The organism is Streptomyces amritsarensis, assembly GCF_001953875.1.
GTDB lineage: Bacteria > Actinomycetota > Actinomycetes > Streptomycetales > Streptomycetaceae > Streptomyces > Streptomyces amritsarensis.
In genome coordinates this window covers 81,666-97,480 of sequence record NZ_MQUR01000016.1, presented here as the reverse complement: position 1 = coordinate 97,480, position 15,815 = coordinate 81,666, and the positions used below count along the sequence as shown (strand labels likewise).

Here is a 15,815-nt window from a genome sequence, read left to right as displayed (position 1 = left end):
GGGCCGCGTCCGGGGGGTCTACCTGCGGGTGTCGACCACCGCGAGGAGCTTGCCGCTGGTCGGGCTGCGGTCCAGCGACGCGCCGTCGACGGCCTCGACGACCAGGTCCAGCAGCCGCTCCGCGACCGCCGACCGCAGCTCCGGGTAGCCCGCCAGGAAGACCTCCCGCAGCCGCTCCGGATCCGTGGCCCCGGTGCGTTCCACCCGTACGGTCAGCCGCTCGCGGGCGTCCGTGGCATCGAGCCGGACCTGCAGTTCGCCGTGGTGGCCGCCGTTTTCCCCGGCCAGGTCGAGGAAACGGCGGTGGCCCAGGAAGTACGTCGCCACCCGCATCACATCGCCCGTGCGGCCCCGCAGTTCGAAGCGGGGAGCGTGCCGCCCGCACGGACAGCGGCCCGGGACCTCCCGCCCGAGGTCGCCGATCACGTACCGGCCCAGGTGCTGGCCGCGCCGGGCATGCGTGGTGAAGACCAGCCGGCCCGTCTCCCCGGGCGCCACCGGCCGGTCCTCGGCCAGGTCCAGGATCTCCATGGTGTGCAGGTCGGCGTGCAGGTGGTGGACGCCGCCGGTGCTCTCGGTGCACTGGTAGCCCAGCGGGCCGAGGTCGGTGCTGCCGTAGGTGATCGAGCGGATCACCTCGATGCCGAAGGTGTCCCGGAGGGTGCGTTGCTGCTCCGCGGTGAAGTGCTCGCCGCCGTAGAAGACCTTGCGCAGACCGCCGTACGCGCGCAGCGCGTCCGCCTCCGCGTGCAGCAGCTGCCACAGGTAGGAGGGCATCCCGAACAGCGTGTCCGCCCCGTGGTCGATGAGCGCCTGCGCCGTCGCCCGGTGGTCGGGCCCCGCCGACAGGGGCAGCTGCACCCCGCCGAGCCGTTCCAGCACGGAGAAGAAGCTGATGAAGCTGCCGTACATGGCGCCGCAGTAGAAGAGGTTGGCGGTGCGGTCCCCGACCGGGTCGTAGCCGGCCGCGAGCAGGCCGCGGGCCGCCGCGTGCATCTGGGTGTCGTAGTCGTCGTAGCTGAAGACGGACAGCGCGGGCGCCCCGGTGCTGCCGCCGCTGCGGAAATACAGCTCCGCGTCGGCGCGCGCCAGCCGCCGGGCCGGCTCCTGCACGTCCTCCTTGCCCAGCAACGGGCCCCCGGGCGGCGGCAGGACGACGGGCCGGGCCAGGTCGTCCAGGCAGGCGGTGGTGGCGAACAGCGAAGGGTCGGCCTGGACCGCGACGCGGCGGCTGTAGCGCTGGAGGGCGTACACACCGTCGTGCGGCTCGCCCGCGTAGCTTTCCAGCATGGCGCCGACCGGCGTCACACGGGTGGCGCCCGCGGCCAGGGCGGTGCGGGACAGCTCGGCGATGTCGGTCGGGCTGCCCGCGATGCCCGCCGTCTGCAGGTAGCGGCGCATCGGGCGCAACGTGGCGATCATCCGCTTCCGCGGCAGCGGCTTGACCCAGACGCTCCGGTGCAGCGGCGAAGCGGTCAGCGGGGAACGGGTGTCGGCCATGACCCGCCACGAGCCGTCCGGCGCGGCGAACACCCGGGTCAGGCCGAGGTGTTCCTCCAGCCGGGCCACCAGCTCCGTCGTGGTCAGCTCGGCCGCCTCCGCCGGGTCCGGCTCGGCCGCCGACGCGGCACCCACCGCCGGCGGCCGGGCCCCCAGCACGGCCGCGAACCGCTCGGCGAAGGCGAACACCTCGCCCTCGTCCTCGGTGTCGAGGTAGACCACCTGGGGGCTGGAGCAGGCCTGCTGCTCGTGCAGGCACACGTCGTCCGCGAGGGCGCCGAGCACCACCGCGTCCGACCAGGCGTCAGCCGTCAGGTAGGCGAAGGAGATCCGGTGCCCCCACTCGACCAGCCTGCAGCCGGCCGGCACGTGGGCCGCCACACCCTCCACCGCACCCTCCCCGCCCCACACGGCCACGGCGTCCGCGGGCGCGCACATCAGGCGCAGCCACTCCTGCCGGGACGACGGGAAGCGCAGCACGACGATCCGCGCCGCCAGCGCGCCACTGGGGTCCAGTGCCGCCAGCTCGGCCATCAGGTGCTGTGTCAGCAGGGTGTCGGCGCTGCTCGTCTTGAGGATGTTGACATTGCCGGCGAGCAGGCCCTCGACGATGCTCAGCGGTGCCACGGTGGCCGCGTTGCCCGGGGCGATGTGGGCGACCAGGCCGACGGGCGCCCACGCCTCGTAGACCGTCTCCCGCGGATCGGCCCGGTTCAGCCGGCCCGGAGCCGTGCCGCCCAGTTCCCGGCGCAGCTTGCGGGTCAGCTCGCGCCGGCCGAGGAGGGTGCCGAGCTCGGCCAGGACCGCCGGGTCCTCGCCCTCCGGCAGGTGCGCGGCGAGTCGGCCGTGCACGGGATGGTCCGCGTCGCACAGCGCGGTGGAGAGGGCGTCGCAGGCGGCCAGGACCGTCTCGGTCTCCAGTTCCGCCGCCAGCGCGGCCTCGACGGCGGCCGGCAGCTCGGCGAGGCGGCGCCCCGCCTCCTCGTCACCGACGAAGGAGCCCTGCCAGTAGTGGTGGTGCACGCTCATGGTCACGCCATTCCCTTCATCAGTTCCGCCGCGGCCACGGCGCAGCTCCGGTTGCGGCTCACCCCGGCACGGCCGTGCACGGTGAACCACGGGGTTTCCAGCTCGCACCCGCAGGCCTCGCCCGGCTGCAGGGAGGCGAGGTCGCCCATGACCACGCTCTGCGCCGGCACCGAGGTGATGTACGGCGACACCAGGTGCAGGTAGCCCCGCTCCCCGTACGGCAGGGGCTCCAGGTCCCGGGTGGAGCGGATCGTCACCCGGGACCAGACGGGGGCGTGCAGCCGGTGGTGGTCGCACTCGACGTACGGGATGCAGTGCTCCACCGAGCCGAAGGTGTCCCTGATCCGCTCACCCGGGATGCCGAGCTGCTCGGTGACGCGCGCGTACAGCTCCTCCTTCTCGATGCGCCGGTCGGCGTGGCCCTTCCAGCCGCCGCCGAGGACGACGAGCGAGCCCTCGGGCAGCCGCAGGGGCGCCAGCCCCATGGCCCGCATCCGCTCCAGGGTGAAGAAGAGGAAGGCGGGGAAGCCGAGGATGCGGACCGGGGCGTCCTCCCTCTCGAAGCGGCGCAGCGCGGCGATGCAGCCGAAGGGGTCGAACTCGTGGTCGCCGCCGGTGTGGCGCAGCGCGTACTCGACGCTGCGCGCCGGAGCGAAGTCGCACAGGTAGTTGTCGGTGAAGGCGGTGCCCAGGTTCAGCGACGGCGCCGGCTCGTAGCTGTACAGGAGGTAGTTGACCTCCTGGTCCGGGGTGATCCAGCCGTTGCGTTCGAAGATCCGGGCGACCATGCGCTGCGCGGAGCGGATGGTCCAGTGGTCGAAGAACATCTGCGACTTCTGGCCGGTGGTGCCGGAGGACGTCAGGTGCAGCTCGACGTCCTCGCGGGGGATGGAGAGGACCTCGTGGCGCTTGAAGAAGTTCGCGTGGACGAGCGGCGTACGGTACGGCTCCGCCGGGGGAGTGGCCTCGTACAGGGAGCGGAAGAACGGGGAGCGTTCGGTGTGCCAGGCGTTGGTCTCCGCCATGGCCGCGGCGAACAGCGCGTCCACCGCGGGCCCGTGGGCGTAGGGGTCGGTCAGGTCGCACAGCTGTTGCACGTGCGGCAGGAGGGCCGGGTCGGGTACGGCGACCGGCGCGAGATGGGGGTTCATGCGGTTCACGGGGCAACCTCGGATGGTGTGGGCAGGTGCGCCGACGCCCAGGCCGACGCGTAGCAGTCCAGGTAGGGCTGGAGGGGCGGTTCGACGGCGACGCCGCGGAAGTCGATCCGCTCGCCGGAGCGGGACAGGACGGCGTAGTCGTGGAAGCCGTCGCCGTCCGCGCGCATCGCCGGGTAGAGGGCTCCGGCGACGAACCCCTGGGCCAGGAACGCGGAGAGGGCCTCCCGGTGGGCGAGCGGCACCAGCGCCTCCACGTAGCCGGCGCCGGCGCGGGCCAGGGCCCGGGTGACGGGTTCGAGGTGGGCGGCGGCGGCCGCCGGGTCGGGGTGGGCGGTCAGCAGGGAGCAGTACCCGCCGGCGCGGTTGAGGTAGGCGTACACCTCGAACCGGCCGTCTTCGGGCGTGAGCAGCACGTTGGGGGTGTGCAGCGGATAGAACCAGCCCTCCGCGCCCGGGAACCGCTCGCGGAAGCGGCGGCGTACGAACGCCGGTGCCTCGATCAGCTCCAGCGGTTCGACGGCCCCTCCCGGCGGCGCGGGCGCCGTCAGCGGGTCGGCCGCGGCGCGCACCTGCGGGTAGTCGATGCCGAGGGCCTGCCCGGCCGTGCGCAGCAACGGCATGAGCACGGCGGGCACTTCGGTGACGGGCACCCGGCGTTCGAGCACACCGGGGGAATGACGCGCGTAGAGCGCGAGGCTCTCACGGCTGCGGAGGTCCACCGCGTTGGGGAGGATGCCCAGCGGGCGGAAGCCGCTGCGGGCGACGACCCGCTGCGGACCGGAGCCGACGGTGCGTACGGTCGCGTACACCGAGTCCAGCCGGCCCGTGTCCAGCATCTCCGAGCAGAGCGCCCCGGTCAGGGTGGCCGCCAGACCGGCCGAGCGGTGCTCGGGGTGCACGGCGATGCCCTCCAGCCGGGCGATGCGGCTGCCGGCCTCGCCGTGGATGGCGGCGGACGCGGTCAGGGCACCGGTGGCGGTACAGCGGGCGACGAGCCACAGCGAGTGCGGGTCCGCCATGAGCCGGGCCATCTCGGCAGGGTCGGTGCCGAGCGCCACGGGGTAGTGCGGGCCGTAGACGGCGTAGTACAGCTGGCGCAGTTCGGCGATGTCCGCGGCGGTGGCCGGGGTGATGACGGCGTTCACCGGGCGCCTCCGACGGCTTCCGCCTCCACCGGGGTCTCCGGCGCGGGCGCACCGGACCCCAGCAGGGCCAGCGCGCACGCGGCGGGCAGCAGCCCGACACCCTGCACCAGGCACAGCGTCCGCGGGGAGAACAGGTCGCCCGCGGAGCCGAACACCAGGGACGCCACCGGCAGGGAGGCGCCCAGGACGGCCTGCATCACGGCGAAGAACCCGGGCTTGTCGGCGGTGGGCACCAGCCGCTGGAAGAGGGCCACGAAGCGGACGCTGACCGCCCCCGCGCACCAGCCGGCCACGGCCAGGCAGCCCGCGATGACGAGGCGGTGCGCGAACAGCCCGGGCAGCGCCAGGGCGAGGGCCATCAGGCCCAGGCACCAGGCGCCGGCGACGGTGGGCCGCCCGGGCACCCGGGTACCCGTGAAGGCCCCCACGAGGGCGCCCGCGCCGAGCGAGGCCTCCAGCAGGGCGACCGTGCCGCCACCGCCGTGCAGGACCGAACGGGTGTAGAGGGGGATGACGACGAACACGGCGGCGGTGAAGAGGTTCGCCGCGGTGAAGCAGACCAGGATCCGCCGGACATAGGGCAGTTCGCCGAGGATACGGCGCAGCGGGCGCCGGGACTCCTGCTCCGGCGACTCCGCGGACGCCGCCGCGTCGCGGAAACGGGCGCCCGCGACGAGGAGGGCGGCGCCGGCGTAGGCGGCCGCGCAGCCCGCGGCCAGTCCGGCCACGCCGGCCGCGTCGACCGCCAGGGCCCCGAGCAGCGCCCCTGCGAGACCCGCGAGGGACTGGGTGGACAGCTCGAAGCCGGTCGCCGTCTCGATGTCGGCGTCGTCGACGAGTTCGGGCACCGAGGTGGTCAGGCAGGGGTCGAAGAACGCCTGGCAGGTGGCCAGGACGAGAGCGGCGGCGTACACCCCGGCCAGCGGCGGTCCGCCGCCCTGTGCCCACACCGCGAGCCCGCCCGCGACGGCCGCGGCCAGGCCGGCGGCGGTCCGCAGCACCGAACGGTGGGCGAAGCCGGCCACCGTCCGGGCCACCACCGGAGCCAGCACCACGGCGGGCAGCGTGCACAGGGCCATGAACAGCCCGGAGGCCAGACCGCGGGCGCTCTGCACGGCGTAGGCGACGATCCACCAGGACACGCCGACCTGGAACATGCGCACGGCGGCCTGGGTGAGGACCTGGCCCAGCCACACGGCGGCGAAGGCGCGGTTGCGCAGGATCAGCGGGGTACGCCGGCCGGGGGGAGCGGCGGGCGTGCAGGGGGCGGCGGTCATGCCGTCGGCCTCTCGTCGAGGACCCGGACGAGCTTGCCCGAGCGGGGGTTGACGGCGAGGTCGCGGTGACGCACCCACTCCACGGACAGCGGGTGCACGAACCCGGCGCGCACGCTGTCGGGATACAGCGGCCGTACGGTCTCCAGCTCCGCGACGACGGCCCGCGCGAGGGTCTCGCGGCGGTCGGTGTCCCGTTCACCGCCGGGGGCGGTCGCCAGCCGCAGGACGAGCCCGTCGCGGCCCTCCCAGCGGCGGACGACGAGCTGCATGCCGACGACCTGCCCGGCGCTGTCCGCCGCTGCCACGGCGTCCTGGGCGTCCTGGGTGTAGAGGGACACGGGCCCGACGCGTACGCCCTCCTCGGCACGGCCGAGGATCCGGAAGTGCCCGGGCCCGGTGCCGGTCCATTCGGCCCGGTCGCCGGCGGGGTAGCGGATGATCGGCATCAGGCGGCGGAACAGGCTCGTGACGACGACCCGGCCGGGCCGGCCCGGCTCGGTGACGGGCTCGTCCGTGGAGTCGTCGAGGATCTCCACGACGGAGTACGGGGTGAAGGCCCGGTGCACCCGCGCGTCGGGGCCGGGCACGGGGCGGCCGAGCAGGCCGGCGTCGACGCTGGCGTAGCCGACGGAGCGGGCCTCGGCGCGGGGGAACGCCGCGGCCAGCAGCCGCCGCTGGTCGTCGAAGAGCGCCTCGCCGCCGAAGAGGAGCAGCTCGACGGAGTCGAGCCGGACGCCGGAGGCGACGACCTGTTCGGCGAGCCGGCACAGCGTGGTGGGCGTGCCGGCGAGTACCTGCGCGGCGAGATCGCGCAGCGTGGGGATCGTCGACTCCAGCGGGGCGCCGCCGCCGATGGGCAGGCGGACGTTGTCCACGGGCGCGTGGGAGAGCGAGTCGAGGACGAACAGGAAGCTGGCGTACAGCTCACCGGCGTAGAAGAGGTCGGCGACACGGTGTCCCGGGCGCAGTCCCGTGTCCACGAGGCCCTGCCCGAAGGCGGTGACGAAGGTACGCCACTCGTCCCGGGTGTAGACGGAGAACTTGGGGGATCCGGTCGTGCCGCCGGTCTTGTAGACGGTGGCCTCGCTGAGCGGGCCGGTCAGTACGCGGCTGTCGTGCAGGGTGTTCGCCGCCCAGAACGCCTCCTGGTCGACCACCGGAAGGTCGGTGAGGCGGTCGGCGTGAGGTGGCAGGGATCCGTAGAGGTCCCGGTAGAAGGGCGAGTTGTGACGGGCGAAACGTATGAGGTCCGAGAGTTGCTGGGCGGACATGGGCCTTTGCCTAGGTGACGGAAGTGGGACGGGAGCCACGGCGGGGCACGGCGAGAGCGTGAACTCGCCTGCCGCATCTACCGGTACGAACGGGGGACCCCCCGGCGCCCCCGCCTCCTCGACGCACGCCGAAAGCTGACGTGCAGTCATGATGATGAAACATCAGTGCGCAAGTCACCAAATTGACCGAAGATTCCAGGCCATTGCGGCAAGATTCAACAATTCTTGTGGCATTGGCCGGCCCGAGTGTGCGGGCGGCGGTGCCGGTGCCGGTGTCCGTGGAGGTGCTTGGGGGCGGTCGGCGGCGTCGGGCACGGAGGTGAGCGGCGTCGCCGCGCGGCCCGGGGCCCGGTCGGGGGCAGCGTCGCGGCGGCGAACGGTGCCGAGGCCCACATGCGCCGACCGCGGCGGCGGGGTCCGGCGACCGGGGTGGGGTCGACTCTGCTTTCGACAACATGTTGTCTGTCATCATGATGTCATGAATGAGATCGATGCGATCAGCCATCTGCAGGCCGCTCTGGAGCGCGGTGCTGCCGTTCGGCCCGTCGTCGGCGGCTTTCCCCACCTGGCCGAGAGTCTGCGCCAGGCCGGCGTGAGCCACTGCCGCATGGCCGTCCCCTCCAACGCCTTCCTCTACCTGACCGAGCACGGCCACGTCGTCGTCCAGGGCGAGCCGCTCGTCACCGGCTTCGCCGCCGCGCCGCCCTTCGACCGGGCCGGCCTGATCGCGGCGCTGCGCGCCGACCAGGCCGGGGAGACGGCCTTCCCCGAGTTCGTCCGGGGCTGCTGGGACGCGGGCGTCGTCTGGTACGACGTCGACACCGCCGCACGCACCTGCACCTACTACGGCGCGGGCGGCCAGTCGTACACCGAGGACTATCCGCCCGTCGCCCTTCCCTGAGCGGCCGCAGGGCGGCGCCGCGGACCACCGGCCCCGCCCCCAAGCGCCACCGGTCCCAGCCCCAAGCGGTCGCTGACCAGCGGTCGGGGAGCATCGGTCGCGGACCGACGGTCCCGGACCCCAGTGGCCGCGGACCCCACCGGTCCCGGAGCAGCGGTCCCAGCCCCAAGCGGTCGCGGACCCCACCGGTCCCGGAGCAGCGGTCCCAGCCCCAAGCGGTCCCGGACCCAAGCGGTCGGGGGACGCGAGGCTCAGGGCACGTGGGAAGAGGTGCGGCGCATCCCGGACTGTCGCCGCCGCACGCGGCCGCGCCCGTGGCAGACTCGGTCCCCTCCGGCCCGGCCGCCGCCGCGCAGCGGGTCGGCCGTGCCACCCCCGATGAGCAGCCCCACAGCCCACGGTTCAGCCGCGCCCGCCTCCGGCCGCGCGCGATCCCGGCCCCGTCCCGCGGGAGGCCCCGTGCTCCGCCGCCTCGCCCACCGCCACCGCCACCGCCACGCGAGGACCGCCGCCCTCGCCCTGGCCGGCCTGGTCCTCCTCCTCGCGGCGGGCACCACCGGCGCTGCGGCTCCCGCCGCCCGGCACGCAGGGGCGGCACCCCGCCCGGTGGCCGCGACCACCGCCGTGCCCGGCGCACCCGGCAGCGCCACCCCGCTCTCCGGCTACGCCGTCCAGTCCACCGCGAAGGTCCCCGACACGGCCGAGGCCGTGTCCAGCCCCGGATATCCGGCCACCGGCTGGTATCCCGCAGGCCCCCGTTCCACCGTGCTCGCCGCGCTGCTGGCGGCCGGCGTGTATCCGGACCCCTTCCACTCCACGCAGCAGCAACTGATCCCCGCCGCGGACTTCACCGTTCCCTGGTGGTACCGGTCCGACTTCACCGTCGCCGACACGACGGCCCGTACCCATCTCGACTTCAGCGGCGTGATCTCCGCAGCCGACGTCTTCGTCAACGGCCGCCGCATCGCCGCCGCGAGCACCGTCGCCGGCGCGTACACCCGCCACGAGTTCGACATCACGGCCCTCGTCAGGCCCGGCACCAATACGGTCGCCTTCCGCATCCAGCCCAACAATCCGCGCAAGCACCTGACGATGGGCTGGCTCGACTGGCTGCAGCCGCCACCGGACGAGAACATGGGCATCGTCCGCGACGTCACCGTCCGCCGCGCCGGCCCCGTCGCCCTGCGCGACGCGCACGTCGTGACCGCACTGGCCATGCCCTCCATGGCCACGGCCGACCTGACCGTCAAGGCCCGCGTGCGCAACGACTCCGACACCACCGTCACCACGACCCTGTCCGGCACCGCGGCCGGCGCAGCCGTCGCCACCAGCGTCACACTCGGCCCCCACGAGACCAGGGCCGTCATTCTCACCCCCGCCGAACACCCGGCGCTGCGCCTGCAAGCGCCCCGCGTATGGTGGCCGGCCCACATGGGCGAGCAGCCGATGTACGACCTCGACCTCACCGCCACCGTGAACGGCATCCCCTCCGACACCGCCCACCAGGCCTTCGCCGTCCGCGACGTACGGGCACCCCTGAACGCGGACGGCGCCCGCCAGTACGAGGTCAACGGCCGCCCCCTCCTCCTCAAGGGCGGCGGCTGGTCCCCCGACGCGTTCCTGCGCTGGGACCCCACCTATGCCGAGGACCGCCTCACGTACGCGCTCGACCTGGGCCTGAACACCCTCCGCCTGGAAGGCCACATCGAGCCCGACGAGTTCTTCGACCTCGCCGACCGGCACGGGATCCTCACCCTCCCCGGATGGGAGTGCTGTACCAAATGGGAGGGCGAGGTCAACCGCAACGAGGCCGGGGAACGGTGGACCGCCGCCGACCACTCCGTCGCCAAGGCCTCGATGGCCGCCGAAGCCGCCCGTCTGCGCCACCACCCCAGCGTGATCTCCTTCCTGATCGGCAGCGACGCCGCCCCGAACGAGCAGATCGAGCGCGGCTACCTCGACGCGCTGAAGGCCGCCGACTGGACCGCCCCCGTGATCCCCGCGGCCGCCGACACCGCGTCCCCGATCACCGGCCGCTCCGGCATGAAGATGACCGGACCGTACGACTGGGTCCCGCCGGGCTACTGGTACGACAAGCGCGAGGGCGGAGCGAGCGGCTTCAACTCCGAGACCAGCGCCGGCCCGGACATCCCCACCCTCGACACCCTGCGCCGCATGATGACCCCGGCCGAACTCGAAACCCTGTGGAAGGAGCCGGCCGCCCGCCAGTACCACCGCTCCCCGTCCGCCACCTTCGACACACTGGAGCTCTACAACGCCGCGCTCACCGCCCGCTACGGCCCCCCGGCGAGCCTGGAGGACTACGTGCGCAAGGCGCAGCTCGCCCAGTACGAGAACGTCCGCGCCCAGTTCGAGGCGTACTCCCGCAACGCCAAGGACCCCGAGGATCCGTCGACCGGCGTCGTCTACTGGATGTTCAACAGCGGCTGGACCTCCCTCCACTGGCAGCTCGTGGACCGCTACCTCGACCAGGGCGGTGCCTACTTCGGCGCGAAGAAGGCCAACGAGCCCCTGCACGTCCAGTACGGGTACGACGACCACGCGGTCGCCGTCGTCAACAACCGGACCGCACCCGCCTCCGGGCTCACGGCCCGGGTGACGCTCTTCGCCCCCGACGGAACGCAGAAGTACGACCGCTCGGTGACCGGCCTGAGCGTCGCCGGCGGCGGCGCGAGCAGCACCGCGCTGACGCTCCCCGAGTCGGTGCCCGGCCTGCCCACCACCTACCTGGCCCGGCTCCTCCTCACCGACGCAGCCGGCCGGGAGGTCAGCCGCAACGTCTACTGGCTGTCCACCGAGGCCGACGTCCTCGACTACGAGCGCAGCGACTGGTACTACACACCCACCACCTCCTACGCCGATCTCCGCGGGCTGAGCTCCATGGCGCGGACGGCGGTCGCCGTCACGGCCACGACGACGGCAGACCCCTCGGGCACCTCCACGACCACCGTGACCCTGCGCCACACCGGCCCCGGCGGCACCCCGGCGCTGCTCACCGACGTCCATCTGGTGGGGTCGCAGGGAGTACCGGTGCTGCCCGTGCGGTGGACCGACAACCAGGTCAGCCTCTGGCCGGGGGAGTCGGTCACGCTGACGGCGCAGTACCGGACCGCGGACCTGCGCGGCGCCGCGCCGCGGCTGCGGATCTCCGGCTGGAACACGCCGACGGCCACCGTCCCGGCGGCCTGACGGCGGTCACCCCACCAGCGCGGCGGCCTCCTGCCGGGCTTGCCGCAGCCAGGCCTGGCGCGCCGCGTCGGTGGAGTCGGTGACGGTACGAAAGACGGTCCGCCGCACGTCGGCGACCCCCACGTACGGCAGGACGCACGCCGCCCAGACCTTCTGGAGGGGGTCGCCGAACTCGCTCTCCTCACGCTCGCCCGGGGTGTCGGACGTGTTCAGCACGAGGGCCCGGCCCGCGTTGAGGAGCCCCGCGGGCTCCCCGTCGGCGGTTCCCAGCTTGTAGGCCACGCCGGGGACGAGGACGCGCTGCACCCACCCCGTCAGGACGGCCGGCGGCATGCCCCACCAGTTCGGGTGGACGAACACCAGGGCATCGAGCGCGGACACCTCCCGCCGGTGCAGGGCCACGTGCGGATCGTCCGCGTCGGGGGCCGAGGAGACGGTCCCCGTCTCCTCGGCGGACGCCACCGGCGGAAAACCCTCGGCGCACAGGTCGTGCGCGACCACCCGGCACCCCCGCTCCCGCAGCTCGTCCACGACGGCGTCGAACACCGCGTGGTTGAAACTGCCCGGCCGCGGATGAGCGAGGTACACCCCGACACGCATGGTCCGTTCCTCCCTGTCGACTTCAGCCGTCGGCCATTGTCCACGACCGGCGGCGTGGCGCGCCGTCAGCCGGCGGGCGGGGTCCAGTCGGCGGGCAGGCCGGACTGGCTGAGCACGGCGGCCAGGCTGTAGTGGTCCTTGTCGGAGGTGATCCGGCAGTGGTTCCTGTCGAGGTCGAGGACGGTGGTCATCGGCACGGCGAACGGCTGCGGAGCGCCCTTGAGATGACCGGAGTAGACGGCCCGGACGGTGACGCGGTCCCCGTCGACGCGGGTGGTGCGGACGGTGACGCGGACGTTGTCGATGAGGGAGTCGGCGCGGGCCTTCCACCCGGAGATCTCCTTGCGGCCGCGGAAGGTGACGGCCACCGCCTCGTCGGTGTAGGTGCCGTCGGCGGTGAACAGGGCGCCGAGGGCCCGGGGATCGCTGCCGTTCCAGGCGCCGGCCCAGGCCGTGACGATCCTCGGCGTACGGCGGTCGGCCTCCTGGGCGCCATGGCCGGCAGGGGTGGCGTGGGCGGTCGAGGCGGTGCCGCAGAGGGCGGCAGCAGCGGCGGCGGCCAGCACGGTGACGGTACGCAGCGGGCGGGACGTCATCAGGGGACTCCTTCGTCAATGGTGTGCGTCAAGGGTGTGCGTCGGATGCGGGCGCCGGTCGAGCGCGGTGGCGCTGCCTCACCCGTCACACACCGTCGCGTCGAACGCTGTCCACTCTCCAGCCCCCGCGGCGCCGACGACTGCCCACCCCTGTCCACAGGTGTCCACGCCGCACCCGGTTCGCCCGACCACCGGCCGCTGCCGTCGTGCTGGGAGGACGTGACCACCTCCTCGTTTGGACGCTCGCGTATGGAGGTGAGCGTTTCGGCTATGTCGCGTCTCGTTCCGCTCGACTTGACTGAGGTCATGACGAAGACGACGAAGAACGACACGCAGACCACCGACCAGGCCCTCACCCTCGTCATCGGAGGGAACGGCAAGACCGGCCGCAAGGTCGCGCAGAAGCTCACGGCGCAGGGCCGGCCCGTCAGGGTCGGTTCCCGCAGCGGGCAGCCGGCCTTCGACTGGAACGAGCCCGGCACCTGGCTCCCGGCACTGGAGGGCGTCGACCGGGTGTACGTGACCTACTACCCCGACCTCGCCTTCCCGGGCGCCGTCGAGCAGGTGGGGGCCTTTGCCGAGGTGGCGGTCGCCGCGGGGGCGCGCCGTCTCGTGCTGCTGTCCGGACGGGGCGAAGAGGCCGCGCGGCTCAGCGAGGAGAAGGTGAAGGCCTCCGGGGCCGACTGGACGGTCGTACGGGCGAGTTGGTTCAACCAGAACTTCGACGAGAGCTTTTTCCTGGAGCCGGTGCTGGCCGGCGTGATCGCCCTGCCCACCGCGGACGGGGTCGAGGCGTTCGTCGACACCGGGGACATCGCCGACGTGGTGGTGGCCGCGCTGACCGACGACCGGCACATCGGCCGCACCTACGAGCTGTCGGGGCCGCGGCTGATGAGCTTCGCGGACGTCGCCGCCGAGCTGTCGAAGGTCACCGGCCGTGAGATCGCCTACGTGCCGGTCTCGGACGAGGCCTACCGGGCGGAGCTGCGGGAGCACGGCCTCCCGGAGGACTTCGCCGAGTTGTTCACGCTGATCCTGGACGGGCGCAACGCGCACCTGGTCCACGGGGTCGAAGAGGTCCTGGGCCGGGCGCCCCGGGACTTCGCGGACTTCGCCCGCGAGGCGGCGGCCACCGGTGTGTGGGACGTACCGGCCAACTGACCGGCCCGACCCCGACCGCCCCTCACACCGGGCCGGCACCGGCCCGGGAGCGGGGGAGTGGAGAAGATGGACGCATGGACATGTTGACCGGTCTGCTCGCAGGCCCCCAGGCCCGGGGGGCCTTCCTCCTCAAGTCCGTCCTGAACCCGCCGTGGGCGATGCGGATCGAGGACCGCGCTCCCCTGTCGGTGGCGACGATGGTGCGCGGCTCCGCATGGATGCTGCCCGACGGGGGCGAGCCGGTGCTGATCGCACCGGGTGACGTGGCGGTGGTGCGCGGGCCGGATCCGTACACGGTGGCCGACGCCCCCGACACCCCGGTGACGGTGACCGTGGGGCCGGATCAGCGATGCAGCACTCCGGAGGGCGAGGACGTCACGGAGTCCATGGCACTGGGCGTGCGGACGTGGGGAGCGGCCCACCAGCACGCGGGGTCGGCCGTGATGCTCAGCGGCACCTATCAGGCGCCGAGCGAGATCGGCCGCCGCCTGCTGGGGGCCCTGCCGACGATCCTGGTCAGACCGGCGAGAGCGGCGGACGCGACCCTGATCGACCTGCTCGCCTCCGAGATCTCGAGCGAGGAGCCGGGCCAGGAGGTCGTGCTGGACCGGCTGTTGGACCTGCTGCTGATCGGGGTTCTGCGGGCGTGGCCGTCGGCGGCGGATTCCGGCGCGCCCGCGTGGCTGCGCGCCCAGAGCGACCCGGTCGTCGGCCCGGCGCTGCGGCTGCTGCACGAGAGCCCGGCCCACGGGTGGACCGTGGAGGAGCTGGCCGTGCGGGTCGGGGTGTCACGGGCGTCGTTGGCACGCCGGTTCAGGGAGGTGGTGGGGGAGCCGCCGGTCGGATATCTGACGGGCTGGCGGCTCGCGTTGGCGGCGGACATGCTGCGGGAGCCGGATGCCACGGTCGAAAGGGTGGCCCGCCGAGTCGGATACGGCAGCGCGTTCGCCCTCTCCGCGGCATTCAAACGGGTCCGGGGGATGAGCCCGCAGACATACCGCACGGGTACGGCCGGGCCCGGCGCCGGGCCCGACGCCGGGCTGGTGCCCGGCCCCGGGGGCACGGTGGTACTCAGCCCGCCGCAGGCGCGGCCGTCGGGGCGAGGGTGAGCGCACCGACGCGTTCCTCACCGATGAGTTCGCCGGTGGGGGCGAATCCGAGGCCGAGGTAGAAGGGTTCGGGGCTGCCGGAGCCGACGTGCCAGCTGACGTGGGCCGTCCGGTGGACGCCGCGCCGGCGGATCTCCTGGAGGACGGCGTGAACGGCGAACCGGCCATAGCCCTGGCCCTGGCGGCCGGCGTCGATGTTCAGGCGCCAGATGCCGCTGCGCCGGTCGGCCGGATCGCCCGCCGGGTCCCAGACGATGTCGTGGAAGGCCATCACGAAGCCGACGACGTCGCCGCCGTCGACGACGGCACGCGGCCAGGCGCTGGCAGGGTGGATGTACGCCTCGGCGAGGGACTTGACCACGGGGGATACCAGGTGCGCCTGGTCGGGGCGTACTTGTACGGCGCACACCGCGTCGAAGTTGTCGGCGGTGACGGGTTCCAGTCGCAGGGTCCGCTGCGGCGGGACGATCATGGCGGGCATGACCTCACCCTAACGCCGGCGCCGTCTCCCCCGTCCGGGGGAGACGGCCCCCCTCCATGGGGGAGGCCGCGGACCTGGACGAGCTGAGACCTTGAAGGCAGCGGGCGAGTATCGGACTCCCCACTTCCCATGGAGGTCTGACCATGCGTGAGTTCCCCACCACCGTCGTACTCGGCACCGCCCTCGCGGCCTCCGGAAGCGCCGCAGCGGCACCCCGGCCGGGACCTGTTCCGCGGTCTGTTCCGGGACCGACCGAATGCCTCGCCTTGCATAGCCGGACCCTGGTCGACGCGCACGGTCCGGGCCCCCACCCCGGCGAGCGGTTCACCGCCCGGGTCGACCAGGGGCCCTGCCGGCCGGCACCCCGAGGCGGGG

12 protein-coding genes are annotated in these 15,815 nt (G+C 73.6%); 4 read left to right on the top strand and 8 right to left on the bottom strand.

Annotated elements, in window-relative coordinates:
* Window positions 1–18: 18 nt before the first annotated feature.
* From AVW11_RS10240 to AVW11_RS10220, 5 genes are read right to left on the bottom strand one after another with little or no spacing between them, the layout of a single operon-like run.
* Window positions 19–2,529, bottom strand: a complete 2,511-nt coding sequence (locus AVW11_RS10240; RefSeq protein WP_076043813.1) for an acyl-CoA reductase — start codon at window positions 2,527–2,529, stop codon at window positions 19–21.
* Window positions 2,530–2,531: 2 nt separating this feature from the next.
* Window positions 2,532–3,680: a LuxE/PaaK family acyltransferase gene (locus AVW11_RS10235; protein ID WP_076043825.1), complete on the bottom strand. Its 1,149-nt coding sequence runs from the start codon at window positions 3,678–3,680 to the stop codon at window positions 2,532–2,534.
* A gap of 5 nt (window positions 3,681–3,685) precedes the next feature.
* Entirely contained in the window at window positions 3,686–4,834 is a 1,149-nt protein-coding gene (locus tag AVW11_RS10230; protein ID WP_076043812.1) for a GNAT family N-acetyltransferase, read from the bottom strand.
* Window positions 4,831–6,111 carry an MFS transporter gene (locus AVW11_RS10225; protein ID WP_076043811.1) on the bottom strand — a complete coding sequence of 427 codons (1,281 nt, stop codon included), beginning with the start codon at window positions 6,109–6,111 and terminating at the stop codon, window positions 4,831–4,833. Before AVW11_RS10225 ends, AVW11_RS10230 begins: the two co-directional genes overlap by 4 nt.
* Window positions 6,108–7,382: a phenylacetate--CoA ligase family protein gene (locus tag AVW11_RS10220; RefSeq protein WP_076043810.1), complete on the bottom strand. Its 1,275-nt coding sequence runs from the start codon at window positions 7,380–7,382 to the stop codon at window positions 6,108–6,110. Before AVW11_RS10220 ends, AVW11_RS10225 begins: the two co-directional genes overlap by 4 nt.
* Before the next feature lie 478 nt (window positions 7,383–7,860).
* On the opposite strand from AVW11_RS10220, the gene AVW11_RS10215 reads away from it, so the two are divergent.
* Complete coding sequence (locus AVW11_RS10215) at window positions 7,861–8,283, top strand: DUF1398 family protein (protein ID WP_060178675.1); 423 nt, start codon at window positions 7,861–7,863, stop codon at window positions 8,281–8,283.
* A gap of 459 nt (window positions 8,284–8,742) precedes the next feature.
* Window positions 8,743–11,493 (top strand): glycoside hydrolase family 2 protein, encoded by a 2,751-nt coding sequence (locus AVW11_RS10210; protein ID WP_076043809.1) that lies wholly within the window; start codon window positions 8,743–8,745, stop codon window positions 11,491–11,493.
* A 6-nt stretch (window positions 11,494–11,499) separates the two neighbouring features.
* On the opposite strand, the gene AVW11_RS10205 is transcribed toward AVW11_RS10210, so the two are convergent.
* Entirely contained in the window at window positions 11,500–12,093 is a 594-nt protein-coding gene (locus AVW11_RS10205) for an NAD(P)H-dependent oxidoreductase (protein WP_060178677.1), read from the bottom strand.
* A 65-nt stretch (window positions 12,094–12,158) separates the two neighbouring features.
* Window positions 12,159–12,689, bottom strand: coding sequence for a nuclear transport factor 2 family protein (locus AVW11_RS10200; protein WP_076043808.1), 531 nt, complete (start codon window positions 12,687–12,689; stop codon window positions 12,159–12,161).
* A gap of 306 nt (window positions 12,690–12,995) precedes the next feature.
* On the opposite strand from AVW11_RS10200, the gene AVW11_RS10195 reads away from it, so the two are divergent.
* Together AVW11_RS10195 and AVW11_RS10190 are read left to right on the top strand one after the other, a co-directional pair.
* Entirely contained in the window at window positions 12,996–13,850 is an 855-nt protein-coding gene (locus tag AVW11_RS10195; RefSeq protein WP_076043807.1) for an NmrA family NAD(P)-binding protein, read from the top strand.
* A 74-nt stretch (window positions 13,851–13,924) separates the two neighbouring features.
* Entirely contained in the window at window positions 13,925–14,959 is a 1,035-nt protein-coding gene (locus AVW11_RS10190; protein ID WP_030844766.1) for an AraC family transcriptional regulator, read from the top strand.
* On the opposite strand, the gene AVW11_RS10185 is transcribed toward AVW11_RS10190, so the two are convergent.
* On the bottom strand, window positions 14,922–15,440 hold the full coding sequence (locus tag AVW11_RS10185) for a GNAT family N-acetyltransferase (RefSeq protein ID WP_225884520.1): 519 nt from the start codon (window positions 15,438–15,440) through the stop codon (window positions 14,922–14,924). The genes AVW11_RS10190 and AVW11_RS10185 overlap by 38 nt on opposite strands.
* Window positions 15,441–15,815: the final 375 nt, after the last annotated feature.

Bases quoted from the DNA above. Each gene is read 5' to 3' on its own strand.
- AVW11_RS10200 (WP_076043808.1), bottom strand. From the start codon at position 12,689: ATGACGTCCCGCCCGCTGCGTACCGTCACCGTGCTGGCCGCCGCCGCT.
- AVW11_RS10235 (WP_076043825.1), bottom strand. From the start codon at position 3,680: ATGAACCCCCATCTCGCGCCGGTCGCCGTACCCGACCCGGCCCTCCTG.
- AVW11_RS10225 (WP_076043811.1), bottom strand. From the start codon at position 6,111: ATGACCGCCGCCCCCTGCACGCCCGCCGCTCCCCCCGGCCGGCGTACC.
- AVW11_RS10240 (WP_076043813.1), bottom strand. From the start codon at position 2,529: ATGAGCGTGCACCACCACTACTGGCAGGGCTCCTTCGTCGGTGACGAG.
- AVW11_RS10205 (WP_060178677.1), bottom strand. From the start codon at position 12,093: ATGCGTGTCGGGGTGTACCTCGCTCATCCGCGGCCGGGCAGTTTCAAC.
- AVW11_RS10190 (WP_030844766.1), top strand. From the start codon at position 13,925: ATGGACATGTTGACCGGTCTGCTCGCAGGCCCCCAGGCCCGGGGGGCC.
- AVW11_RS10195 (WP_076043807.1), top strand. From the start codon at position 12,996: ATGACGAAGACGACGAAGAACGACACGCAGACCACCGACCAGGCCCTC.
- AVW11_RS10220 (WP_076043810.1), bottom strand. From the start codon at position 7,382: ATGTCCGCCCAGCAACTCTCGGACCTCATACGTTTCGCCCGTCACAAC.
- AVW11_RS10215 (WP_060178675.1), top strand. From the start codon at position 7,861: ATGAATGAGATCGATGCGATCAGCCATCTGCAGGCCGCTCTGGAGCGC.
- AVW11_RS10185 (WP_225884520.1), bottom strand. From the start codon at position 15,440: ATGCCCGCCATGATCGTCCCGCCGCAGCGGACCCTGCGACTGGAACCC.